At 64.6% G+C, this 22,460-nt stretch carries 18 protein-coding genes; 14 read left to right on the top strand and 4 right to left on the bottom strand.

The window, feature by feature from the left end; genetic code table 11:
• Positions 1-14: 14 nt before the first annotated feature.
• Entirely contained in the window at positions 15-1,235 is a 1,221-nt protein-coding gene (locus J2Y46_RS05390) for a Xaa-Pro peptidase family protein (protein ID WP_310240812.1), read from the bottom strand.
• Positions 1,236-1,462: 227 nt separating this feature from the next.
• Here J2Y46_RS05390 and J2Y46_RS05385 point away from each other — a divergent pair, with 227 nt between their 5' ends.
• Positions 1,463-2,134 carry an XRE family transcriptional regulator gene (locus J2Y46_RS05385; protein ID WP_310240810.1) on the top strand — a complete coding sequence of 224 codons (672 nt, stop codon included), beginning with the start codon at positions 1,463-1,465 and terminating at the stop codon, positions 2,132-2,134.
• A gap of 28 nt (positions 2,135-2,162) precedes the next feature.
• Here the strand turns inward: J2Y46_RS05385 and J2Y46_RS05380 are convergent, their stop codons facing one another.
• Positions 2,163-3,185 carry a zinc-dependent alcohol dehydrogenase family protein gene (locus J2Y46_RS05380; RefSeq protein WP_310240808.1) on the bottom strand — a complete coding sequence of 341 codons (1,023 nt, stop codon included), beginning with the start codon at positions 3,183-3,185 and terminating at the stop codon, positions 2,163-2,165.
• A gap of 212 nt (positions 3,186-3,397) precedes the next feature.
• Between J2Y46_RS05380 and J2Y46_RS05375 the strand changes: the two genes are divergently transcribed.
• The 11 genes from J2Y46_RS05375 (at position 3,398) to J2Y46_RS05325 (ending at position 18,511) form a co-directional block, all read left to right on the top strand.
• The gene (locus tag J2Y46_RS05375) at positions 3,398-4,126 is read left to right on the top strand and encodes an SDR family oxidoreductase (protein ID WP_310240806.1); all 729 of its coding nucleotides are present in this window, start codon (positions 3,398-3,400) and stop codon (positions 4,124-4,126) included.
• A 164-nt stretch (positions 4,127-4,290) separates the two neighbouring features.
• On the top strand, positions 4,291-4,551 hold the full coding sequence (locus tag J2Y46_RS05370) for a hypothetical protein (RefSeq protein WP_310240804.1): 261 nt from the start codon (positions 4,291-4,293) through the stop codon (positions 4,549-4,551).
• 480 nt (positions 4,552-5,031) lie between these two features.
• On the top strand, positions 5,032-5,592 hold the full coding sequence (locus tag J2Y46_RS05365; RefSeq protein ID WP_310241100.1) for a GNAT family N-acetyltransferase: 561 nt from the start codon (positions 5,032-5,034) through the stop codon (positions 5,590-5,592).
• 207 nt (positions 5,593-5,799) lie between these two features.
• A complete protein-coding gene (locus tag J2Y46_RS05360; RefSeq protein WP_310240802.1) occupies positions 5,800-6,885 on the top strand; it encodes a type I restriction endonuclease in 1,086 nt (361 codons plus the stop codon).
• 261 nt (positions 6,886-7,146) lie between these two features.
• On the top strand, positions 7,147-8,448 hold the full coding sequence (locus tag J2Y46_RS05355) for a histidine kinase (RefSeq protein WP_310240799.1): 1,302 nt from the start codon (positions 7,147-7,149) through the stop codon (positions 8,446-8,448).
• A gap of 10 nt (positions 8,449-8,458) precedes the next feature.
• Positions 8,459-9,142, top strand: coding sequence for a response regulator transcription factor (locus J2Y46_RS05350; protein ID WP_310240797.1), 684 nt, complete (start codon positions 8,459-8,461; stop codon positions 9,140-9,142).
• Between the two features lie 179 nt (positions 9,143-9,321).
• Complete coding sequence (gene lanKC / locus J2Y46_RS05345; protein WP_310240795.1) at positions 9,322-11,949, top strand: class III lanthionine synthetase LanKC; 2,628 nt, start codon at positions 9,322-9,324, stop codon at positions 11,947-11,949.
• Positions 11,950-12,121: 172 nt separating this feature from the next.
• Positions 12,122-12,403 carry a DUF3892 domain-containing protein gene (locus tag J2Y46_RS05340; protein ID WP_310240793.1) on the top strand — a complete coding sequence of 94 codons (282 nt, stop codon included), beginning with the start codon at positions 12,122-12,124 and terminating at the stop codon, positions 12,401-12,403.
• Between the two features lie 412 nt (positions 12,404-12,815).
• Positions 12,816-13,772 (top strand): AraC family transcriptional regulator, encoded by a 957-nt coding sequence (locus J2Y46_RS05335; protein ID WP_310240791.1) that lies wholly within the window; start codon positions 12,816-12,818, stop codon positions 13,770-13,772.
• Positions 13,773-14,368: 596 nt separating this feature from the next.
• Entirely contained in the window at positions 14,369-17,482 is a 3,114-nt protein-coding gene (locus tag J2Y46_RS05330) for a hypothetical protein (RefSeq protein ID WP_310240789.1), read from the top strand.
• Between the two features lie 312 nt (positions 17,483-17,794).
• Positions 17,795-18,511, top strand: a complete 717-nt coding sequence (locus J2Y46_RS05325) for a GntR family transcriptional regulator (RefSeq protein WP_310240788.1) — start codon at positions 17,795-17,797, stop codon at positions 18,509-18,511.
• A gap of 34 nt (positions 18,512-18,545) precedes the next feature.
• On the opposite strand, the gene J2Y46_RS05320 is transcribed toward J2Y46_RS05325, so the two are convergent.
• A complete protein-coding gene (locus J2Y46_RS05320) occupies positions 18,546-18,968 on the bottom strand; it encodes a RidA family protein (protein ID WP_310240787.1) in 423 nt (140 codons plus the stop codon).
• Positions 18,969-19,049: 81 nt separating this feature from the next.
• Between J2Y46_RS05320 and J2Y46_RS05315 the strand changes: the two genes are divergently transcribed.
• Positions 19,050-19,970, top strand: a complete 921-nt coding sequence (locus J2Y46_RS05315; protein ID WP_310240785.1) for a glutamate cyclase domain-containing protein — start codon at positions 19,050-19,052, stop codon at positions 19,968-19,970.
• Positions 19,971-20,049: 79 nt separating this feature from the next.
• On the opposite strand, the gene J2Y46_RS05310 is transcribed toward J2Y46_RS05315, so the two are convergent.
• The gene (locus J2Y46_RS05310; RefSeq protein ID WP_310240784.1) at positions 20,050-20,949 is read right to left on the bottom strand and encodes an alpha/beta hydrolase; all 900 of its coding nucleotides are present in this window, start codon (positions 20,947-20,949) and stop codon (positions 20,050-20,052) included.
• A 141-nt stretch (positions 20,950-21,090) separates the two neighbouring features.
• Here J2Y46_RS05310 and J2Y46_RS05305 point away from each other — a divergent pair, with 141 nt between their 5' ends.
• Positions 21,091-22,419 (top strand): MFS transporter, encoded by a 1,329-nt coding sequence (locus tag J2Y46_RS05305; protein ID WP_310240782.1) that lies wholly within the window; start codon positions 21,091-21,093, stop codon positions 22,417-22,419.
• Positions 22,420-22,460: the final 41 nt, after the last annotated feature.

Here is a 22,460-nt window from a genome sequence, read left to right as displayed (position 1 = left end):
CCCAGCCGACTCGTTCACAGGTCGTGTCCTTCGGTGATGGGCGTGAGCGCCTCGTAGCCGGTGTCGGTGATCAGGACGGTGTCACCGAACCGCACGCCGGCGACGTCCTTCACGTACAGACCGGGCTCGATCGCCAGGAGCATTCCGGGCTCCAGCACGGTCGGGTCGCCTTCCTTGAGCTCGGGGTACTCCATCTCGGCGCTGCCCAGACCGCGACCGGTGCGGTGGCGCAGCGCTCCGACCAGGCCATGCTTCTGAACCACGCCGAACGCGGCGGCGTGGACGTCGCCAGCGGTGTTGCCGGGGCGGACGGCGGCCAGTGCGGCGGCCTGAGCCTCCTCCGCAATGCTGATGACACGGCGCACCTGCGGGCTCGGCGCACCGCCTCCAGCGATGAACGGACGGTCGAATCCGATGCTGTGACCAAAGAACGGCATACCGCACAGGCACACCTCGACCAGATCGCCCTCGTTGATGATTCGGGTGCCGGCCGTGCTGTGTCCGCGCGAGCCGCGGTGCGCGCCCGACGACATGACGTGGGCTCCCAGGTTCCAGGGCGAATAGTTCTCGTTGTCGCCCCACCACGCAGCAGCCCGGGCGATGCCGGTGTTGCGGGAGACGAGCATCAGCTCCCACTCGGTCATGCCGGGCTTCAACGCGTCGCGGACGGCGTGATACTGGTGGACCGCGATCTCCGCACACCGGCGCACCACGCCGATCACTCCCGCGTCGCGGTGGAGCTTTGCCTCGAGCAGCAGTGGTGTGACGTCGACGATGGAGTCGGCTCCGTAGAAGCCACGTAGCGCGTCGATCGACGCGGCGCTGGACTGGTACCCGTCCACGCCGATGCGGGTGGGTGCCTCTGGGAGGAGGACCTTCAGGCCGATCTGGAGTGCGTCGAGGTGGCTGCGCGGGGTTCCGAGCCCGTCCTCCCATTCCAGCCAGTCCGCGGTGACCGGGATCCAGGACTGCGCCTGGATCTCTTCCGTCTCCAGCCGCGGCGAGATGAACCCGGGCTCGCCAGTGGCGGGCACGACGATCCAGATCGCCCGGGTCGAGACGAGCCCGTCGACTCCCCCGAGATACCGGCGGGTGTCCGCGCCGCTGGCGACAAGCACGTCGATGCCTTCGGCGCGAAGACGCTGCTGAATGTCAGCGACGCGGGCGCGGTAGATGGGCTCGTCCGGGAACACCCAGTCAGTAGCGAGGCTGCGGGATTGGATGGTGTTGGTCATGTCGATGCCACTCCTCTGTAGTCGGGGAGACGGAGGTCCAGTGAGCTTCGCGGTCCGAAAAGGCCCGGGCGCCTGGTGGAGGAATCTTCCTTCGTCAGTGGAGCTGCGCTTCTTCGCGGCCCCACCGAGTGGTTGAACTGAACTCCGTCGTCTTGTTTCTTCGGGTGCAACCCGTGTTGTCTTCAGTACAACACAGGTTTCGTGTCGCGTCAAGAATGTTTACTGCCATGGAACAGATGGGTTTACTCCGGGGTAACATCTGTGGTGTGCAACGAAACAACGATGTGGAGTCAGCCACGGAACAACAGGATGGGACGCAGATCGGCGCACGGCTGCGGGCGGCGCGGACGGCGAGCGGCCTCACGCTGGAACAGCTCGCGCAAGCAACGAACCTCAGCAAGGGATTCCTGAGTCGGCTGGAGAACGACGCGACGTCATTGCGTCTTCCGACGCTGATCGCGATCTGCAACGCGCTGGCGGTGCCGGTCGGCTCGCTATTCGAGGTCGCGGAGCAGAGCATCATTCGATCGCATGAAGCACTCCCCCTGGTGCCGGTGGCCGGCAGCGAAGTGGTCGAATGGCTGTTGACGCCGAGCGCGGAGTCGAATGTGCAGCTCCTGCGCGCGTCCTACCCGCCCGGCGGGGGAACAGGCGACGAACTACACACGCTCGACGCGGAGGTCGAAGTGGCCCACGTTCAGAGCGGTCGGCTCGTAGTGAGCTTCTCCACCGGAGACGTAGAACTGGCAGCCGGTGACACCCTGACCTTCCGCGCGCGCGAGCCACACGGATGGCACAACCCGGACGAGAGCACAACCGCGGACGTGCTCTGGGTCATCGCACCCGCGCCGTGGGGCTTGCGCCGCCGACAGGAAGCACTGGCCACACCTCAGGCGTAAGACCGCTGCCGTTCCCCTGGAGGCTGCGCTACCTATCCCCGGGTACCACGATTGCTTTGATGCACTCGGAGGATCCCAGGGCGTCGATCGCAAGCCCGTAGTCGGCGAGCCTGAACCGGTGTGTGATCAGCCGGCCGATTGTCGGCGGAAGCGTCCCGAGGTACGTCACGGCGCGTCCGATGTTGAGCGCCTGCGCGTAAGAACCCATGATGGTCAGTTCCCGCTTGAAGATGTCAAAGGGGCTCACCGAGATCCGCTTGTCGGCTTCGGCCACCCCATAGACCAGGATGGTGCCTCCGACCGACGCGGCCTCGATCGCCGTTTCCAGCATCGGCACGGCGCCCGTCGCATCGATGACGACGTCGAACCCCTCCGGCTCCGCTGCTGTCATCGCGTGGAGCGCGGCACCCGGCTCCCGTGTGATTGCGATGGTGCGATCGGCGCCAAGTTCCTGGGCGATCCCGAGCTTGAACTCGCTCGATCCCGCGACCGTGACGTGCGCTGCGCCGTTGCGGCGGGCCATCACCGCGAGCAGCTGCCCCGCCGTTCCCGCTCCCAGCACCAGCACGCGTGCGCCCGGGGGCATCGCGAGCCGGTCCATCGCGTGAATGACGCATGCGAGTGGTTCCGCGAGCACGGCGATGTCGGGCTCGAGCGGCCCCACCGGGTAGCACTTCATCGCGGGCACCACGAGCTGTTCGGCGGTTCCGCCCGGCAGCGACACCCCCAGCGCCCGAATGTTCGCGCAGTACAGGGACTTGCCTGCCTTGCAGGCACCGCACATGCCGCAGTAGACACCGTCTTCGACGACGACACGGTCGCCGACCACAAAGCCACCGACCCCGTGGGCGATTTCGGCGACCTCACCAACGATCTCGTGTCCGGGCGTGTGCGGGTAGCGCGCGCCGAAATGGCCGCGGTGCAGGTGCAGGTCTGTGCCGCAGACTCCGACGCGTAGCACGGCAAGCCGGACCTCGCCAGGCTGCAATGCCCGGTCGGCGAGATCACGGATGGAGTAGGTCAACGGCTCGGAGTAGAGCACGGCACGCATCTTTGAGCCCCTCGATCGGCGAGCACCAGCGCGGTCGCTGCCGATGCGAGCTCCCTCGGCACGGGCCCCGTAATGAAACAGCCACTGCGCCCCAGTGCAACTAATGTTTACTGGAGTGCAACACTACTTTTGGTGTCGCCATGGTGTCAATGAAGTCCGCGTGGGTATGCACTGCGAGCGGTCTTCGACCATTTCAAAGAGGAGGAGCAACCGTGGGAGAGCTCAACGGCAAGGTAGTTGTCATCACCGGTGCTAGCTCGGGAATCGGCCGCAGCGGTGCGCGTCTGTTCGCCAAAGGTGGCGCACGCCTAGTGCTGGTGGCGCGTTCGCTGGAACGACTGGAGACCGTCCGGTCCGAACTCGGCGAAGATGTGTTGCTCGTGCCCGCCGATGTCGCCGAAGCGGGCGCAGCATCCCGAATCATCGACACTGCCGTCGAGCGGTTCGGGCGCGTCGACGCGCTGTTCGCGAACGCCGGCCTCTTCCTGGAGGGGCCCGTCGCGGACGCCGACGACGAGGAGCTCCGCAGGACACTCGACGTGAACGTGTACGCCACACTGTCGCTGGTGCGGGCAACACTGCCCGGCATGCTGGCGCAGGGCAGCGGGGACATCATCCTCACCAGCTCCATCTCTGGCCACCACGCAATCGACTCGGAGCCGATCTACTCGGCGTCGAAGCACGCCGTTCAGGCATTCACCCACGCGCTTCGTCAGCAGATCCGTGGCACCGGCGTGCGCGTCGCGGAGATCGCCCCCGGCATGGTGCTCACCGATCTGTGGGGCTTCTCCGAAGGGGACCCCCGGGCTGCCGAGCGACTTGCCGCCAGCACCGGAATCCGCCCGGAAGACGTCGCCGACGCAGTCCGCTACATGCTGACCCGACCGGCGCACGTCACCATCCGGGACCTCGTCATCCTGCCTTCGGCACAGAACATCTAGACAGCTTGGACCGCGCCAGGTCGGCGCGGTCCAAGCCAACGGGCAACACTGTCTGCGGAGCCGGCACCGCATCGATCGTCGACCACATGCGCGTCCTGTCTCTCGTGCCGACACGCAACAGGTAATCGGCAGTAGACGCGCTTGGAGCGGGAGGATGACACGCAATGCTGATCGCCCAGGTGGCATTTGATCGCGCATCCCGAGATTGGAGACTTCGTCTCATCGGCGGCGGATCACCCGCACATCCGACGGGCTGGCGACTCGACCCGCTCACCGACGTCACCGAGATCATCCGGACGGCAGAGACACGACTTCGCCACTGCGGGTTTGCACCCTCCGGCATCGCGTGGGTGCGAATTCACGACGAGTGGCTCATGCCCGTCGCTCCCATCGACACAGCCAACAGCCCGGACGGCGCTACCTAGCCTCGTTCAGCCGGCGTTCGCGAGCGCGTGCCTAGCCACCGCTGCCCGGGCTTCGCTTGTGCAATGACAGCGTTCACCGCCGCTACCCTGCGGCACCCTCAATCGTCCACGGCGATCGTTTCGGAGTCCGCCAGCGATGTCGCTGATTGATGATCTGGCTGCATGGAAGGTCGGCAATTGCATGTCCGCGTTGCGGCACGGTTGCCGTCCGCGAATTACATGAGATGCGCAGTCGCATCTGCCCTCAAGCTCACTCAAGAACACTGCGCGGCCAACGCTGGTCGGCGACTCCGTGCTGCAATCTCGGACCGCAGATCCCCAACCCCGCCGTCACAACTCGGCTTGGTCCACGCTGATGGGCGTCGTCCGTTCAGTGTCCGCGATTCGAACCGCGGATCGGCTTGGATCGGCTCGGATCGGCGGGCGCTCGAGATCCATGCGCGCGATCGTGCGCGGTCCGAGATACTGGCCGTTGTGGCCATGATGCGCGGCGAGTTTACGAGCCTTCCCAACTCTCGAGAAGTCGAGTTCACGCTGAACGGCTTCTTCCAGTCGCAAGGGTTTGGGCGTCCCGTCAACTCGCTGGAACCGTTTGCAAGCACGATTGCTGTTCACCTTTCTGGCGAGCTTGTGGGCGCTGCCCACACAGCTCCGCCCCCCGACTTGATCCGCGCATTGATGGCGCGCGGTGCGGAGCTGGACGACGCCTTCGAATCGGCCAGCTCTGTGCATGCGCTCCAAGCGCTAGCCGTTGCCCAGCATGCGCGGGGCAAGGGACTGGGCGCAGGTCTCCTTGACGAGTGCGCGAGGTATGTGCGGGATGAGCTGGGCGCAGACGCCCTGATCGCAAGAGTCGACTCAACTCATGAACGCTTAGTCGGCTGGTACGAACGGCACGGGTTCACAGTCTGCGCCATCGACGAAGTGATCCAAATCGATGGCGTGACCCTCCCACCGGTCGATCAACTTCGAGACGCGTGGCGCCCGCTCACGTCTTCGCCGCGCCTCAGCATCCACGCCGTGCCGCTGGGGGCGCGGTAGCAGGACCAAGCGGTCGCCCCGTCTCACGGATAGCCGCGCGCGATCAGCCGCGCTTACGATCGGGGGAACCGAAGGCAGACGTCTTGGGCGGAAGACTCCGGTCATGCGTGACGTGAGCGCGGATCGTTCGAGAGGGGTCGTGGCGTTCCCTATGCCGTGCTCATTCCCTTGTATCCTCCTCAGGTCAACCACTTCCCTGGGGGAATCATGGAATTTGAGGATCGTGTCGCGGCGCTCGCGACGAAGGTGACCAATCAGGCTTCCGCGATCGGTACCGAAGAAGCGACGAAGAACGCGTTCGTCATGCCGTTCATCTCCACGATTCTCGGCTATGACGTGTTCGACCCACTCGAAGTTGTGCCTGAGTTCACCGCTGATGTCGGAATCAAAAAGGGCGAGAAGGTCGACTACGCCATCATGCGTGACGGTGAGGTGCAGATCCTCATCGAGTGTAAAGCATCAACCGGGACTCCGAAGGTCGAGCATGCCTCCCAGTTGTTCCGCTACTTCTCCACCACTAACGCGCGCATCGCGGCGCTGACTAACGGGGTCGTCTGGCAGTTCTTCACGGACCTGGATGCGCCGAACCGCATGGACGCCAAGCCGTTCCTGGTTCTTGACCTCCTCGACATCGACGACACCCTACTGCCGGAGGTGCAGAAGCTGAGCAAGGCCAGCTTCGATCTCGATTCGATCATCAGCGCTGCCGAGGAGTTGAAGTACGTGGGCGCCCTCAAACGCGAGATCGCCCGCCAGTTCAAGGAGCCGAGCGACGAGTGGATCAAGTTCTTCGCGCAGCGTGTGTATGAAGGTACCTACACCGCCCGCGTGCGTGAGCAGTTCACGACGCTGGTGACGAAAGCATCTCGCCAGTTCCTGACGGAGAGCGTGAACGATCGCCTCAAGACCGCTCTTGGAGCCGGCGTCAGCGTGCCTGTGACCCCCAACGCTGCCGAGGTGACGAGCGAGGCGGTCGCGGTCGAGGACCTCGATCGAGATACCGAGATCGAGACAACCCTGGAGGAGCTTGAGGGCTACCAGATCGTGAAGGCGATCGCGTGCGGCGAGATCAAGCCGCAGCGGGTCACGCAACGGGACGCCAAGAGCTACTTCGCTGTACTGCTCGACGACAACAACCGGAAGCCGATTGCACGGCTGCATTTCAACGGGCGCCAGAAGTATCTCGGGCTGCTCGACATCGACAAGGTGGAGACGCGTCACCCGATCGAGAGCCTCGACGAGATCTACCTGCACGCTGAGCAGATCCGCGAAGCCGTGCTGCGCTACGCCTAGCAGGGTTGTTGAAGTGGGACTCGCCTTGGCCGGCTTGCTGGGTTCCGAGTCGAGCCTGCGGCGCTATGGCGATGAGTGTCACAGATGTCCGTGTCCTCCACACTCAGCCTCTTTGACAACGCCCAGCCGTAGTCCGCCCCCTGCGAACGTCCGATGCCATCGCCGCGGTCGGGTTGGCCGTTCCGCCGGAGCCTCGAGGTGAACCGGATCGGTGAGCACCCCCTGCTGGCAGCTGATGGATCGCCAACTACTGTCGTGGTGGTGACCGCGTCTGACCCCGACCCCTCCACCTACATCACGCATACGACCGCGCCTGGTGAGGATGTCGTGGACGCTGACCGGATTCTAGGCACGCGCCGCTCCGCCCTGGTCCTCGCATTGACGGTCTTCGTCACCACGACGATCCAGGTGCTTGCCCAACCCGTTGCGGTTCTTATCGAGGGCCAGGCGGACTGGAATCTCGTCCTTCCCCCGCCGCTGATGCTGTCTGTCCTCGTACTTGGGTGCGCATTGCAGGCGGCAACCTTCTTGCTGAGCGATCGCTGGCCCGGCGCCACTGTACTGATCTCGACCGCCGTCTACATCGGCTTGACCGTGGGCCTAGGGGTGCCGACGTGGCTGATCGGCATGTATCTCGTGATCGCGCTGGCACTTTTTCTGCTGGCCACGCGGAAGTCCCTCACCATCGCCATCGTGTATCTGGTGAGCGTAGTGGTCTCCACTGTGGGCGTGTTGTTCGTGTGGACGTCGGCGTACGGGTTGACCTTCAACATCGCGGTCGGCTTCGTCACCGCTGAGGCGATACGGATCGCCGCGCCGGCAATCGGCGGAACGGCGCTCGGGGCCTGGTGGGGAAGGCAAGTGCGCAAGGTGAACTTCGCCCGCATCCAGGCCGAGATCGCTGAGCGAGAACATGGCAAGCGTGTCGAGGAGGCCGAGCAGCGAGAGCGCACCCGGATCGCGCAGGAACTGCATGACGTCGCCGGACAGCATCTCGCCGGCCTCATCACGTTGGCCGACGCCGCGCTGACGATCGCGCCCACCCGCCCGGAGGACGCGTTGCGACTCGTCGAAGAGGTCCGCAATGAGGGCCGGTTCGCGTCCGCCAGCCTCGCGGGTGCCCTCGCGGATCTGCGTGCGGTAGGTACGGCGCCACGGGAGATGACGCGAGACCTTCGACAGGCGAACGAGCTCTTCGAGTACTGGCATAAGCGCGGGATGAACATCCGTCTGGCCACGTCCGGGCTGATGGAGGAACTCCCTGCTGTGGTCTCGACTACCGCATACCGGTGCACGCAGGAAGCGATCACGAATGCTGCGAAACATGCCCCTGGCTCCGAGGTCGATGTCGAGATCAACGCGCGCCGAAATCGGCTCGAGGTGGTCATCGTGAACGGCCCGTCACCGTCCGGCACTCCCCCGATCGCGGGTCTTGACCTCGGCTGGGGGCTCAGCGGGATTCGCGAACGCATCGACCTGCTGAGGGGCACACTGGTGTTCGGAACGACACTCGAGGGTGGCTGGATGGTGCGGTTCGTCATCCCCGTCGCCCAACCCGACTGAGATTGAGACGATGACAACCCGCGCCACCCCGATCCGAGTGCTGATCGCTGACGACAACCGCACTGTGCGGAAGGGGTTGCGGCTGCAGCTGGAAGCCGCCGACGGCGTGCGTGTCATCGGCGAGGTCTCCAATGGGTTCGACGCTGTCACCGTCGCCCGCAGAGATCGCGCCGACGTGGTGCTGATGGATCTGCAAATGCCTGGGATGACGGGTGTGGAGGCGACCCGGGAGCTGGTCCGGTCGACTTCCGAGGCCCCGGTCGCGGTCATCGTGATGACCAGCTACGCCATCGACGCCTACGTGACAGACGCTCTGGACGCTGGGGCGATCGGGTATCTGTTGAAGAGCCACGATTCCGACCAGCTGCTCGCAGCCATTCGTGCCGCGATGCGTGGGGAAGCGCTTCTCTCAGGCCGGGTCACCACCCCGGTGCTACGCGAGTTCGTGCGACGGGGCGCCAGTGACCCGGACCTGGTCGCCCGGCTCTCGACGGCTGAGCGACGCGTTGTCGCCGTGCTGTGCAGCGGCACCACGAGCAACGAGCAGATCGCCGACCGCCTGCGGCTGTCGGTACACACCGTCAGATCGCAGCTGCAGTCCGCGTTGAAGAAGGTGGGCGTGGATGACCGCACCCAACTCGCCCTGTGGGGCGCTCGTAACCACCTGGACCGGGACGCCGGATCACTCATTTGAGTGATTTTCGAGTCCCAAGTTTTACGTCCGGAGCGCGTCGGTGGCACAAGATTTTGCACTGGGGCCGGGTCAAATGAGCGTTCTCCGTTGCTGAGGTCGAGCACGGCCCGTGCGGCTCGCTGGCCACCGTCCGATCACACAATGTCGTGCATCATTCGCGCCGACATCGATGGGGACTTGTGGACGCAACCTACCCGCTGTACGCGGCGGCCCACCCGCGCTTCTACGACCAGCCACACCGACGCGGTGTCGAGGCGGCTGGACTGTTCGCCCCTGTCGAAGCTGCCGAATGGGAGACGTGGTCGCAGGTTGGCGATGAGACGTGGTCGTTCTGGATGCCGCCCGGGGTCACCCTTCCCGAGCAGGGCTGGAAGCTTCACGTCAGCGCCACCCCGGCTACCGCCGATGCTGTTCTCGCCACGGTGTCGTTGCACTGCAACCGCCACGCCCTGCCGTTTAAGTTCCTCCGAGATCGGCGGACCCTGCAGGCAACGTTGGCCAAGGAGGGCGATCGCCGCGCGTCGGGGAAGTTCATCGCCGTTTACCCGACATTCGCTGCGGACCTGCACTCGCATCTCGCCGAACTGGACGCCGCGCTTGCCGGCACACCCGGCCCGTATGTTCTGACTGATCTCCGGTGGAATCAGGGACCCGTGTTCGTCCGGTACGGAGCGTTCACCAGGCAGTTCGTTACGGTCGACGGCATCGACGTGCCCGCGCTGCGCGATCTGGATACCGGTGTGCTCGTTCCAGATGTTCGAGCGCCTTCCTTCCATGTCCCACCATGGGTGCGGGTGCCGGAATTTCTCCGCGCGGAGCTTGACGGCCGACTGGACTCGACTGCCCCCGACGGGTTTCCCTACGTTCGCGGCGCGCTGCACTTCTCCAACGCAGGAGGTATCTACGAGGCCGAACTTGAGGGCCTGCCCGTGATCCTGAAGGAGGCCAGACCGCACGTTGGGTGGACTCCTGACGGCCGGAACGCCGTGCAGCGGCTACATGACGAAGCGAGGCTCCTCACAGATCTGCAAGGACGCGCACCAGTGCCGAGGGTGATCGCCACGTTCACCGCGCACGACCATGTGTACCTCGCGATGGATCAGATCGACGCCATGACGTTGACCGCCGCCTCCGTCGCTCGCAACCCATTGGCCGGTGCTGAACCTTCCCTCGAAGCACGTCGCGCGTATCGCGACTGGGTCAACGCGGTTGCCGCTTCGCTCCGCCAAGCGGTGACGGCGCTGCACGACGCCGGCCACGTGCACGGCGACCTGCATCCGGGGAACGTTCTCGTGCGACAAGACGACACGGTGGTTCTGATCGATCTGGAGATGTCCCGGCCGATCGCGGACGAACACCCGGGTGTCCTCGGCGCACCGGGGTTCGTCGCGACGGACGGGCGAGGCGCGCTCGAACAAGACCTGTACGCGCTCGCCTGTATCGAACTATTCCTGTACGTCCCGCTCATTCCGCTTCTGAACCTGGACCTCGGCAAGCTGGGTGAACTCGCGAACGAGGCTGCAGCACAGTTCGAACTCGAAACATCGTGGGTCCACGACATAGTTGCGACCCTGCGTCGGCGGGAAACCTCGACCGTTCCGGCGGGTGACGCGACGGCCACGCCAGACAACATCGCGAGGACGCTGTACCAGGATGCATCACCCGAGCGACGAGACCGACTGTGGCCGGGTGACCCGGCGCAATTCAGCGAACCGTCCACCAGCCTTGCGCACGGCGCCCTAGGTATTCTCACCGTCTTGCACCACGCCGGGTTCCCCCCGGCGCAGGACCACCTGGCATGGGTGAGTGCGGCCGAGTCTGCACCCGGCTCGCCTGCCCGCGCCGGACTGTTCGATGGGTTGGCAGGCGCCGTGTGGGCCTACCGTCGAATGGGGCTCCATGCGGTTGCCGACCGGCACCTCATCCGACTGTCGACCATCCGTTATGACGGGCTCGGCTTCGACTTATACAGCGGACTGCCCGGCTTGGGCCTGACGTTACTTGCGGAAAGCGACAGGCATCCTTGGATGCGTCGAGCCGCCCTCGACATCGCAACGCGCCTCCGGGACAGATGGCGTGAGGTGGACCCGCCGTCGCAAGTCGCGACCAGCGCCGGCGGCATGTTGCGCGGAGCGACGGGCAGTGCCCTGTTCGCGGTGCGACTGTTCGAGGTAACGGGCGACCCAGAGCATCTCCGCATCGCGACCGAAGCCATCGACTTCGACCTCCGCTCGCTGCGCGCTGCTGCGGATGGTGCCCTTCATGTCGACGAGGGATGGCGTCTGCTCCCCTATCTCGGCACGGGTTCCGCGGGTATCGGGATGGTTCTCGCTCAGCTCCTCACGCATTTGCCCGGACACAGTCGCTATCTCGAGGCCGTGGACGGCATCGCGCGCGCCGCGACCGCGCCGTTCACTGTCCAGGGCGGGCTGTTCCAGGGCCGTGCCGGCCTCATCCAGCTCCTCCTCACACTCGAGCGGACCGGGTTAGCAAGCACTGCAACAACCGCGGCGCTCCATCGTCATACCACCGCGATGCGACTACACACGGTGCGCAATGACGATGAGGTTCGGTTCGTTGGCGACGGCCTGTTGCGCGCGTCTTGCGATCTGGCTACCGGCGCTGCCGGCGTGCTGGGCACGCTGATCGACTACGACGCCATGGTGCATGGTCTACCGCACGACTCGGCCTGCGTTCCGTACCTGACACCGGTGCGCGGGTCCACCGACCACTCGCCGTATTCCGCGGCCCGACCCGGCGAGGGAGGTGAGATGAATGGGGTACCTCTTGTCGCTGCAGGCGCTTGACCGTGCCGACGATCACACATTCGATATGCAGTTCGCCAGCACGGTCAGCGCAGCCTGCACGAGCACCTTCTCCGCCGTCTGCTGACTGACGGGTGTGGGGCGGGGCGGGTGCGCCCACCCCGCCCCACACGTAGACACCGTTCACACCACCGCGTGCACAACAGGAGAACAGATGGCTATCGAGATTACGCACGTCCGCTTCGGGAGCACGAAGAAGACAGAGGACGAGATTGTCCGCTTCCGGTGGACGAACATCACCACCGGCACCACCGGCGACAACGACAAGAGAACGATGGTGGCTTGGGTGGAGAAGGAGGAGAACTCCGCGTTTGCGGGTAGCGGAACCGACCACGTCGAGGTTCGCGTGGTCAGGCCAAGGTTCGGTCAGCCGTACCTCCGCACGTACGCCGACGGGCAGTGGACGAACAATCTGGTGAATCTGCCCGCGTTCTGACTGCATGCGGTGGATCGCTGCGGCGGCGAGTCGACCCGCATGCGAATGGGTTTCAGCCGGGGCCGATGCTCCACAAACAGGTCGTCTCCGGCGTGTACCGGCAGGAGCAGAGGCGGGTCGTCGACCCGGAAAGTGAGACCCGGAGCGACGTTTCATGTCGACTACCGAACGTCCCCGAGCATTCTGGTGCGCGGGCGCGTCAAGAACGACACGACGAGTCACAACCGATACCGACCGAGCGAGCCGGGCTAGCCTGGATTCGACTTTCTGTCCGGTTGCTGACCGCGACTTCCAGTTCGTCCTGTCCCCGTCAGGGACCGCCCCCGAAGCGCCAGCCGGTCGTGAGAGGGAGTCGATGCGGCGGCCCAAGAGAGTCACCCGACGCTCTCAAGCCAAAGTACGGGAGGTGTGGATGACGACAGGTCTTCCGCCGATCGGTGTCACCCCTGCGGCGTTGTCCGGCACCCGCATAACGTTCCGCTACCAAGGCCAGACGGGTCTCGACCAACTCTCCGATGTGCACACCGTTATGACCGAGACGCCCGCTGAGTTTCGAGCGAGCTTGTTGTCGATACCTCTAGAAGACATCGGCTACGAGGAGATCCGCTTGCCTGCACATCGGACCGTCAGATCAGAAGCGGACATCCAGACCATCTCGCGCGACCTTGTCCGGATCGTCCACGTCATCGAGGGAACGGTCAGGATCACCGTCCGCGGAAAGACGATGACGGCGACCGCCGGGCAAATCTATGCGCATCACATGGATACTCCTTATGTGGCCGAGTGCCCTCAGCCGGTCACCTGCGCAACACTCATCGTTCCGACCCGCCTGCTTCGCCTCCTGCCCGGCGGCTTAGAGTCTTTGAGCCGAGGAGTGCTCGACGAATCGTCGCTCACCGAGGTGTTTGCGTCCATGATGGCGGGGGTGCGCAGAGCCTCGCCGGACGACAACACCCCGGACTCCGAGCACCTCTCCCGCGCCCTCGTCGACATCGCGCGGGCACTGCTCGGGGCGCAACAGCGCGCGACTACATACTTCGGCGAGGAGGAGCGTTCGCGTCGCCGGATCTACGACATCATCGAGCGTGAGTACGCCGACCCAATGCTGAGTGCGGTTCTGATCGCACGGCGCCTGTCAGTCCCGGTGCGACATGTGCAGCGGCTGTTCTCGGGCGAACCTCTCTCCGTGTCGCGGCTCATCCGGCGACGGCGCGTGCAGGCCGCGCAATCTGAACTGGTCGCGACAGCAGACCCGTTTGAAGTGATCGCTCGGCGTGTGGGGTTCGGTTCGGACGATGCAGGCTATCGCGCGTTTCGAATCGTGGTCGGAACGCCGCCGAACGAATTCCGGCGACGACAGCGCGTGTGACATCGCCGCGGTCATCATCAGACGCTGATGTGAGTAATAGAGTCGTCGATTGTCGGGCGTGGGTGCGCCGCGGCGGGGCGAGGGACGGTCACAGGCAGGATTCTGCGTCCCCGGTCGGTGGCAGCGCTGCCGAAGCCGCGACACCGATGCAGAATTCGGCCGTCTGATGGAATGTCTCAGCGGGACGGGCCAGGACGACGGGCACGTGAGACGGCTAGCGCCCGCTTCGTGCGGTACTCCTCTTGCAAGTCGTTCAATGCGGAGGGCGTTCCCCGGAAGCTCTCTCTCGTTCGCTGAATCTTCTTGGCGAGGTCGACTAGCTCTGCATGATCTTGGGGGTTGGTCATACTCTCGAGCAGTTTGAGATCCTCCCGGAATGTCACGCTGATCCAGCGCTGCATGTTCACCCGCCAATCTCCCAGTTCCTCATTGGACCTGTGTTGCAGTCGGGCTGCAAGGAGTCGGCGCGGGCAGCGGCATACACGGTCGCACATCGCGTGGGGGGGGCTCGGGTCCCAGCTCCGGATCCGCAGTCAGCGCCAACTTGTACCGCACAATGCGGGCCCCCGAGCCCTGGAAGCGTCGCTCGTTTGAGGATGGGCACGTTCGATCCACCTGACTGCCAATCGGTGGCCGATCCCGCCGCCGCACGCGAGAGCCTGGAGCGACCCGGCGTGCGGCCGCTGCGGAGAATTCACATGAACAATGAGATTCGGCGGAGCCACGAACACACGCGACGCGTTGTGCGTCGCGGGGTGGGGATGCTCGCGGCGACCATGCTGGTGACAGCAAGCCTGGTCGGCCTCGGGCTGATGGCCGCACCAGCACAACGCGCGGAAGCCGCCGGTTCGCATGCAGGCGCATACATTCGCAACTTCCAGATGTTCTTCGCGTGGGCGAAGGCGGGAGAGAACGTCGACGTCGCCTTTACACAACCGACGGCGAACAACCAACTCGCCACAGCGACCGTCATCGACCCGGCAGGTGCGTCCCACTCCTGTCAGATGCCCGTAGGCGTCCCGGCGAACTGCGTGATGAACGACCTCACCGCACCCGTCGACGGCATCTGGACGATCCGATTTGATCGCGTGTTCGCGAACGGCAACAACAACATGCAGTGGTCGATCAATGTGCAGGACGGGGCAACGACTGTCCCCGGCAGGGTCTGGAGCGACGAGTTCAAGCTGAAGAATGATGACTCGATCGACATCAACCTCTGGTACCTCGGCTCGACCGGACACAAGTACGCGGCGGCCTACTACGGCTACATCGGGATCGACAGCGTCTTCCTCGCCAACCAGTTCGGGGTAGTGAGGGCCGGCGACCCAACCGCGGGATGCATCTCTGCGTACAGCAGTCGGGACAACCTCCTGCCCCAGTACCGGCGCTCAGGCCCGGAGTGCGGAGTGCTTTACCACGTGTTCTTCGAGGAGCCCGCGGCCGACCTTCCGGCCTCTGCGGTCGACGGCGCGGGTCAACGTGTCTTCGTGGCGCCACCCATTGAGAACCCCACCATTGAAAACCTCGCATTCACACCCAGCAGCTCGAACACCCGCTCCGGAGTATTCACGTTCGATGCGACAGGCCACGTCGGGAACGCTGAGCTGCTGATCGATGCGAACGGTGATGGCCAGTACGGCGGGCCGAACGATCGGACAGTTCCGATCTCGATCACGGCTGAACCTCATCAATCGATCACCTTCGACGGCAAGGATGGACAAGGCGCCGACATCACCCCCGAGACGCTGTTCAACGCGACGGTCCGCATCACACAGGCCGGCGAGATTCACTTCATCAACAACGATGTGGAGGCGCGCTCCGGAATCTCGGTGACGGCGCTGAATGGTGCCGCAGCGGGTACCTCGACGCTCTATTGGAATGACACTGAACTGCTCGTTGGTGACCACACTCCGAGCTGCCTTCCCCCCGTGATGGACGGAAGGGCGGGATTTGACAGCTCCGTCGCCGGTGGCGTGCATGGTTGGCCCTGCTACCCGATCACCAACCCGAACGACAACGTCAGCGGACCGTGGGGCGATGTGCGGGACATCGACGACTGGACGTTCAACCCAGTGGACGTTTCGGCGCAGCTCGAGATCCCGAACGCCACCAACTACACCGTCGTCAAGTCTTCAGATCCCTCATCCGGCGCGCCAGTTGGGGCAGGCGATGTCATCACCTACACCGTCGACGTGACGCAGGTCGGCAACGCCCCCGCCAATGCTGAGCTCACCGACAGCCTGACCGACGTGCTGGACGACGCAACCTACAACGGTGACGTCTCAGCGACCGTCGGACAGGTGAATCTCGACGGCTCGACATTGACGTGGACGGGCACTCTGCCGGTCGGTGGCACCGCACGGATCACGTACTCGGTCACCGTGACCGGCAACGGGGATGGCACGCTCCACAACGCCATCACAAGTGCCGGCTGTGCAACCGCGGACAACTGCCAGACAACCCACCCGTACGGGACCTATTCGGTGGTGAAATCGTCGGATCCGGCATCGGGCTCGTCGGTGGCGGTCGGCGACGTCATCTCGTACACCCTCACCGTGACGCAGCAAGGACCAGGCGCGGTCAGCGCCGCGAACCTGACCGACCAACTGGTCGACGTTCTGGATGATGCGGTGCTGAACGGCGACATCACAGCATCCTCGGGTGTCGCGACATTCGACCCCGAGGCTCAGACGCTGACGTGGTCAGGTGATCTCGCGCCCGGAGCCGTCGTCACGGTGACGTACTCCGTCGCCGTGAACGCCGAAGGGGACACGCAGCTCTCAAACGCGGTCATCAGCGATGGCTGCGCGGATGAGGCTTCGTGCGAAACCGAGCACTTCGCCGGCGACTACTCCGTCGTGAAATCCTCGGACCCCGCGAGCGGCGATACAGTCACGGCCGGGCAGGTGGTGACTTACAAGATCACCGTGACTCAGCGCGGCACTGGCGACGTGACCGCGAGCCTGACCGACGACCTGTCTGCCACGCTGGACGACGCCACCTACAACGCGGACGCGGCGAGCGACATTGGTGAAGTCACGGTCACCGAAGGGGTGCTGTCGTGGCGCAGCGCTCTGGAGCCGGGGGACGTGGCGCTCATCACCTACTCGGTGACGGTAGCCGCGCCGGGAACCGGCGACGGCGTGCTCACTAACGTTGTCACCAGCGAGGGATGCGCGACAGATGGCGATTGCGAGACCGAGCACCCGCTGGGCTCGTACATCTACTCGAAGACCTCCACTCCCGCACCCGGCGTGGAGGTCACCCGTGGTGATCGCATCACGTACACGATCACCGTTGCGCAGCTTGGCGTCGGCGCAATTCCTGCGGCGCGCGTCACAGACAACCTCGCCGACGTCTTCGACGACGCGTCCCTCACCGACGAACCGGTTGCGTCGTCTGGCGTGGCCGTTCTGGCGGGATCGACGCTGGAGTGGCAGGGCGATCTATCTCCCGGCCAGGTCGTGACCATCACCTACTCCGTTTCAGTCACCGGCGCGGGCGATCTGATCGTTTCGAATGTCCTTAGCAGCGACGATCCCCGCGGCGCTTGTGACCCCAGCGCTGCCTGTGCCACGCGCCATGAGATCTCCTCCGCTGACCTCGCGGCGACCGGCGGCGTCGTCACTGGCAACGTGTTGCTGAGCGGGATACTGCTCGCCATCGTCGGCGGGCTATTACTCGCCGCACGACGGCGCCTGAAGTCGTAGGCAGCATGCGGCGACGAGCGCATGGGTCAGGCGGCATCCTCGACCCATGCGCTCGCTCTCTTGCTCTCCCAGTGCCGATGGCAGACATTTCACTCGTCCGTCAGATCGTCGGCCGGCAGCGCTGCTCGTGACGGTAGGGCCAAAGCCTGAGTCCGCCACGACCGGCGACTCACTCGATCGCCTCTGGCCACAACCTCGCGGCGGCAGCGCAGCGACCGCCCACCCGCTCTCGTCGGGACACAGCGCCGGCAGTATAAGGTTAGGTATACGGGAAGTATCCTGGATCGCCACGAGTGCCTTGAAGGCGAGGACATGAGCACGAACCTCTCTCAGACAGATCTTGCGGTGGAGAAGATCCGGTCCAGCATCATTGACCTGTCTCTTCCACCGGCAAGTCGCATCGATGAGCCTCTCTTGCTGAAGCGATTCGGGTTGGGCCGCACGCCCGCGAGAGAAGCACTGAACCGGCTGGCGGCGGAAGGCTTCGTTACGATCGCGCCGAATCGGGGTGGGCTGTTCGTTCGCGCGCTGGATCTTCCTGAGATGCTAGAGATTGTTCGGGCGCAGCAGGTCGTCGAGAACATGCTGGGCCATTTGCTCGAGTTCGATGATGACAGCCTCGTTGCTGACCTGCGTGCGATTCAGGCGCAGTACGCGATCGATATCGCTGCTCGCGATTATTTGGCGATCACGTCGACGAACCAGGCGTTCCATCTTCGGATGCACAAGACCGTTCGCAACGGTTTCGTGTACTCCTTCGCGGAATCGACCCATCGCCACGTGCGTCGTCTGAACGTCCAGATCTACCTGCTGGAAGCCGCCTCGCCCCGCGATCACAACGCCCGCTTGGACAGCAACCTCGCCGAGCATGAACAGATTATTGAGGCGATCGCCGACCGAGACAGAGCGCGCCTGGTGAGCCTCCTTGTCGCCCACGCTCGCACGGCATTGGAGCGGCTGAACCAAGTCCTGGACCATGCCGTGGTCCCGCTGCTTCCCCTTGAAGATGCCCTGACCAGTCCCTCCTAGGGCTCAGCACGCCTGAGCGCGATCGGGATGGGCGTCACAGCACGCGTGCGACCATCTCGACTTCGACACTCGCACCATGAGGAAGTCCTGCCACACCCACGGCACTACGCGCGTGGCGACCATGTTCATCCCCTAACCGTTCGAAGATGCGCTCGGAGGCGCCATCGACAACGCCCCCGATTCCTTTGAAGCCTTCCAAGATCGCAACGAAACCAGTGATCTTGGCGACGATGAAGGGCCTACCGCCCGCGGCGGAGGCAACAAGATCAAGACACGCGTCTGCGGACATCCCCGCCGCCGCTCTTGCCTGCTGCGACACGGCTTCGTCAACAGGTCCCACCGCCGCGAGCTCCCCATCGATCCGCGGCAGCTGGCCGCTCACAAAGATCAGGTCGCCGGTCCGCAACACGGGCGTCACGAGCGCGCTCGGGTTCTGGGTGTGATTCTGTCCACGCATGATGTGCCTTCCGTTCTGTATCCTCAGAATATACGCTAAGTATATTCTGAGGCGTACGGCCTCCCAACGGAAGGAAGAATCGTGAGTGCAGCTATCGGCGCGATGGAGCGCATCGTGGGTCGGACCGTGCGGCGCGATATCAGCAACCTCGTGGATTTTGCTCGCGGCGACCTTGAGAAGGCTGCCCGATCGATCGCTGATCACCCCAGTCCCCACGTGGGGATCGTTTGCGGCTTCTTCGTGAGGCACGCGGAGCCGCCGTCGCCGGAGACGGACGGGTTCAACGGCATGGCACAGCTGGCGGCGGGACTGCTCGAGAGCGGTGCTCGCGTGACGGTCATCACCGATGCCCCCTGCGCGAAGGCTGCATGGGCGGTTACGAAGGTCCTTCCGGGGCGTGTGAACCTCGAGGTTGTAGCGGTCGACGCGGGTGCCGTGCGTACGCTTCGGGATCGACTCTCCGCGGGTGACGATCCGCTCACGCACATCGTGGCGATTGAGCGCTGCTCGCTGGCGAAGGACGGCAAGCCTCATCGCGAGCACGGCTGGGACATCTCCGGCGACACCGCACCGCTGGACTATCTGTTCCAGGACGACGGATGGGCCGCGCCGTGGACCACGATCGGAATTGGCGACGGCGGGAACGAGATCGGCATGGGCAATCTCCCCCCAGAGATTGTGGAGCGAGACATCCCCAATGGGGAGAAGATCGCCGCTGTCACGGGTGCCGACTATCTGCTTGTCGCAGGCGTCGCCAACTGGGGAGCATACGCGCTGCTGACCGCGATCGCGGCCCTCAAGCCGGGGCAGAGCGCCGCACTCCTCAAGCACTTCGATGGCAGGTTCGAAGAGGAGGTCCTCGCAGCCTCCGTGAACATCGGCCAAGCCATTGACGACTCTCGTGTCGATCGACCCGGGCAGCTGCAGATGACCATTGATCGCCTCCCGCTCGAGGACCACGTCGCCGTCATCGATGCGCTCAGGAGCGAACTCGCGGCCTGATGCCGGAGGCGCGAGTACGGGGCCGATCGTCGATCGGCCCCGTACTCGCACGCCTGTAATGCCGCGATGCGGCGACGGATTACCCGACCTCGGCGATGAATTCGCGGAGCGCGCGAGCGAGGTACCCCGGCTGCTCCTCCGGGATGTAGTGCCCGGAGTTGGGAACCAGCCCGCCTCGGATGTCCTGCACCCGTGGGGCAAGCTTTTCGTACAGGTCGGGGGCAGAGCCGGCATCACCGCCCAGGGCGAGGATCGGGACCGCGGTGGGCCGCTCGGCGTATCCCGCGTGATCGTCGATGTCCTGCAGCACCGCACGGTAGTAGCCGAGCATGCCGCGCATCACGCCGGGTGTCTCGTACGCCCGGACGTACTCATCCACGTCGGCCTCACTGAAGGTGGCCTTCCAGCTCTCCGTCTTTCCTGCGAAGAACCACTCGATCAACAGTCGCTCCCTCCCCGCGAGAAGCGCTTCGGGAAGATCGAGGACCCCGTTGAACAGGAAGTGCCAGTTGCGCCAGTTGTCTGGACCCAACTTGATCGAGTCCGGGAGGGTAACCCCGGCGATGTTGGCGTCCAGGAGCGCCACACCGCGGACGGTCTCCTGGAAAAGATGAGCGTACGCGTAGCCGACCCACGCGCCGACGTCGTGTCCCACATAGACGTGGGGACCCACGCCGAGATGCGTCAGGAGCGCGTTTACCCTTCGAGCCGTCGTCGTGGTGTCATACCCATCCGCCGGCGCCGCCGAGTACCCCTGGCCCGGCAGATCAACTGCCACGACATGGAAATCATCGCTGAGAAGCGGAATCACGCGACGCCACGCGTACGCGCTCTGAGGGAAACCAGCCACGAGAACGACGGTGGTGTTCTCGGGCAGACCGGCCTCAACCACATGCCAGCGCTGACCATCTGGCGTTCGCACGGTGCGGTGCGCCCCCCCATGGTCTGCTGCGCTCGATCGCTGCACTTCACTGCTCATCCTTAGCCCTTTCGCTTGGTTTCCCACGGCGCGAGCGGCCACCCACTTGCGCAACGGTAATCTAAGAGGCAATATACGCTAAGTATATTGAAGGTGCACCCGTCCTTCACGTCCCGCTAGCAGCATCAAAGGAGACCTAGCATGAGCCAAACCATCGCCCCACCGAAAGATCGAGCCAAAGCGTTCGCGGCGAGCCTCACCGGCACCGCTCTGGAGTGGTACGACTTCGCGATCTACTCCTCCGCGGCCGCGCTCGTCTTTCCGCGGCTGTTCTTCCCAAGCGAAGATCCGCTCACCAGCGTGCTGCTCGCGTTCGCCACGTATGCCGTGGGTTACGTCGCGAGGCCAGTGGGCGCTCTCATCTTCGGGCGCCTGGGCGACAAGATCGGCCGGAAGCACGTGCTTGTCTTCACACTCGTGCTGATCGGCGTGGCCACATTCATCATCGGCCTCCTGCCCACCTACGACGCGGTCGGCATCTACGCTCCCATCGCGCTGGTGCTCCTCCGGCTGGCGCAGGGCATCGGTGTCGGGGGCGAGCTCGGCATCGCCGTGCTGTACAGCAACGAGAACGGCGACGCGAAGCGTCGTGGCTTCTGGTCCTCCGCTTCACAGATGGGACCGGCCACCGGCAACATTCTGGCCAACATCTCACTGGCTGTTCTGTCGGCGAGCATGTCGGACGAAGCGTTCTTCACCTGGGGCTGGCGGATCGCCTTCCTCGTGTCGGCCATCCTGGTCGCCTTTGGTCTGTTCATCCGCGTCAAGCTGGAAGACACGGTGATCTCGCAAGCGATCCAGCGCGAAGGAGTGCAGGCCAAGGCGCCGCTGCGTGATGTGTTCCGCTATGAGTGGCGAGGCCTGATCGCCGCAGCCTTCGCCCGGATCGGACCCGACGTCACGTACGCCCTATTCGCCGTGTTCATCTACACCTGGGCAACGCTCGTTCTGAACTTCCCCCGTGAACAAGTCCTGGTGGCGGTGCTGCTCGGCTCGGTGAGCCAGATCATCTTCGTCCCTCTCGCCGGCGCGCTCAGCGACCACATCAACCGACGACTCCTCTTCGGGCTCGCGGCCGTGGCAGCCATCGGCTGGCCATTCGTCTTCTTCCCACTGATTGCCGGTGGATCCGCCGTGGCGCTGACGGTCGGCGTGGTGGTGGGTCTCATCATCCACTCGTTCATGTACGGGCCGCAGGGCGCGTTCATCACCGAGCAGTTCTCGCCTCGCGTTCGGGCTACGGGAAGTTCGATGGGCTTCGCGCTCGGCAGCACCTTGGGTGGCGCGATCGCTCCGCTCGCCTTCACCGCGCTCTTCGATGCGACCAACGCATGGATCCCGATCGCCATTTACGTCGGCGTCGCCTGCGTCATCACCATCATCGGCATGGTCATCGGGCGCAACTACCAGCCCGAGGAAGACGAAGAGGTGCTCACCGGCACCATCCGGACCGTCGAGTCCGTCCGATAGAGATCCTTCGGGTGCTGCGCCAAGCGCAGTACCCCAAGGCA

This window comes from Microbacterium sp. BE35 (assembly GCF_031457705.1).
In the GTDB taxonomy this organism is placed as follows: domain Bacteria; phylum Actinomycetota; class Actinomycetes; order Actinomycetales; family Microbacteriaceae; genus Microbacterium; species Microbacterium trichothecenolyticum.
Note: the sequence above shows the minus strand (reverse complement) of the source record. Positions and strands in the feature narration are given on the sequence as shown.

What these genes read in the sequence shown, in the direction of transcription:
- J2Y46_RS05365 (WP_310241100.1), top strand. Translation starts at nt 5,032, where the DNA reads ATGATGCGCGGCGAGTTTACGAGCCTTCCCAACTCTCGAGAAGTCGAG.
- J2Y46_RS05320 (WP_310240787.1), bottom strand. Translation starts at nt 18,968, where the DNA reads ATGCGTGGACAGAATCACACCCAGAACCCGAGCGCGCTCGTGACGCCC.
- J2Y46_RS05335 (WP_310240791.1), top strand. Translation starts at nt 12,816, where the DNA reads ATGACGACAGGTCTTCCGCCGATCGGTGTCACCCCTGCGGCGTTGTCC.
- J2Y46_RS05350 (WP_310240797.1), top strand. Translation starts at nt 8,459, where the DNA reads ATGACAACCCGCGCCACCCCGATCCGAGTGCTGATCGCTGACGACAAC.
- J2Y46_RS05360 (WP_310240802.1), top strand. Translation starts at nt 5,800, where the DNA reads ATGGAATTTGAGGATCGTGTCGCGGCGCTCGCGACGAAGGTGACCAAT.
- J2Y46_RS05305 (WP_310240782.1), top strand. Translation starts at nt 21,091, where the DNA reads ATGAGCCAAACCATCGCCCCACCGAAAGATCGAGCCAAAGCGTTCGCG.
- J2Y46_RS05340 (WP_310240793.1), top strand. Translation starts at nt 12,122, where the DNA reads ATGGCTATCGAGATTACGCACGTCCGCTTCGGGAGCACGAAGAAGACA.
- J2Y46_RS05325 (WP_310240788.1), top strand. Translation starts at nt 17,795, where the DNA reads ATGAGCACGAACCTCTCTCAGACAGATCTTGCGGTGGAGAAGATCCGG.
- J2Y46_RS05310 (WP_310240784.1), bottom strand. Translation starts at nt 20,949, where the DNA reads ATGAGCAGTGAAGTGCAGCGATCGAGCGCAGCAGACCATGGGGGGGCG.
- J2Y46_RS05370 (WP_310240804.1), top strand. Translation starts at nt 4,291, where the DNA reads ATGCTGATCGCCCAGGTGGCATTTGATCGCGCATCCCGAGATTGGAGA.
- J2Y46_RS05385 (WP_310240810.1), top strand. Translation starts at nt 1,463, where the DNA reads ATGGAACAGATGGGTTTACTCCGGGGTAACATCTGTGGTGTGCAACGA.
- J2Y46_RS05380 (WP_310240808.1), bottom strand. Translation starts at nt 3,185, where the DNA reads ATGCGTGCCGTGCTCTACTCCGAGCCGTTGACCTACTCCATCCGTGAT.
- J2Y46_RS05390 (WP_310240812.1), bottom strand. Translation starts at nt 1,235, where the DNA reads ATGACCAACACCATCCAATCCCGCAGCCTCGCTACTGACTGGGTGTTC.
- J2Y46_RS05330 (WP_310240789.1), top strand. Translation starts at nt 14,369, where the DNA reads ATGGGCACGTTCGATCCACCTGACTGCCAATCGGTGGCCGATCCCGCC.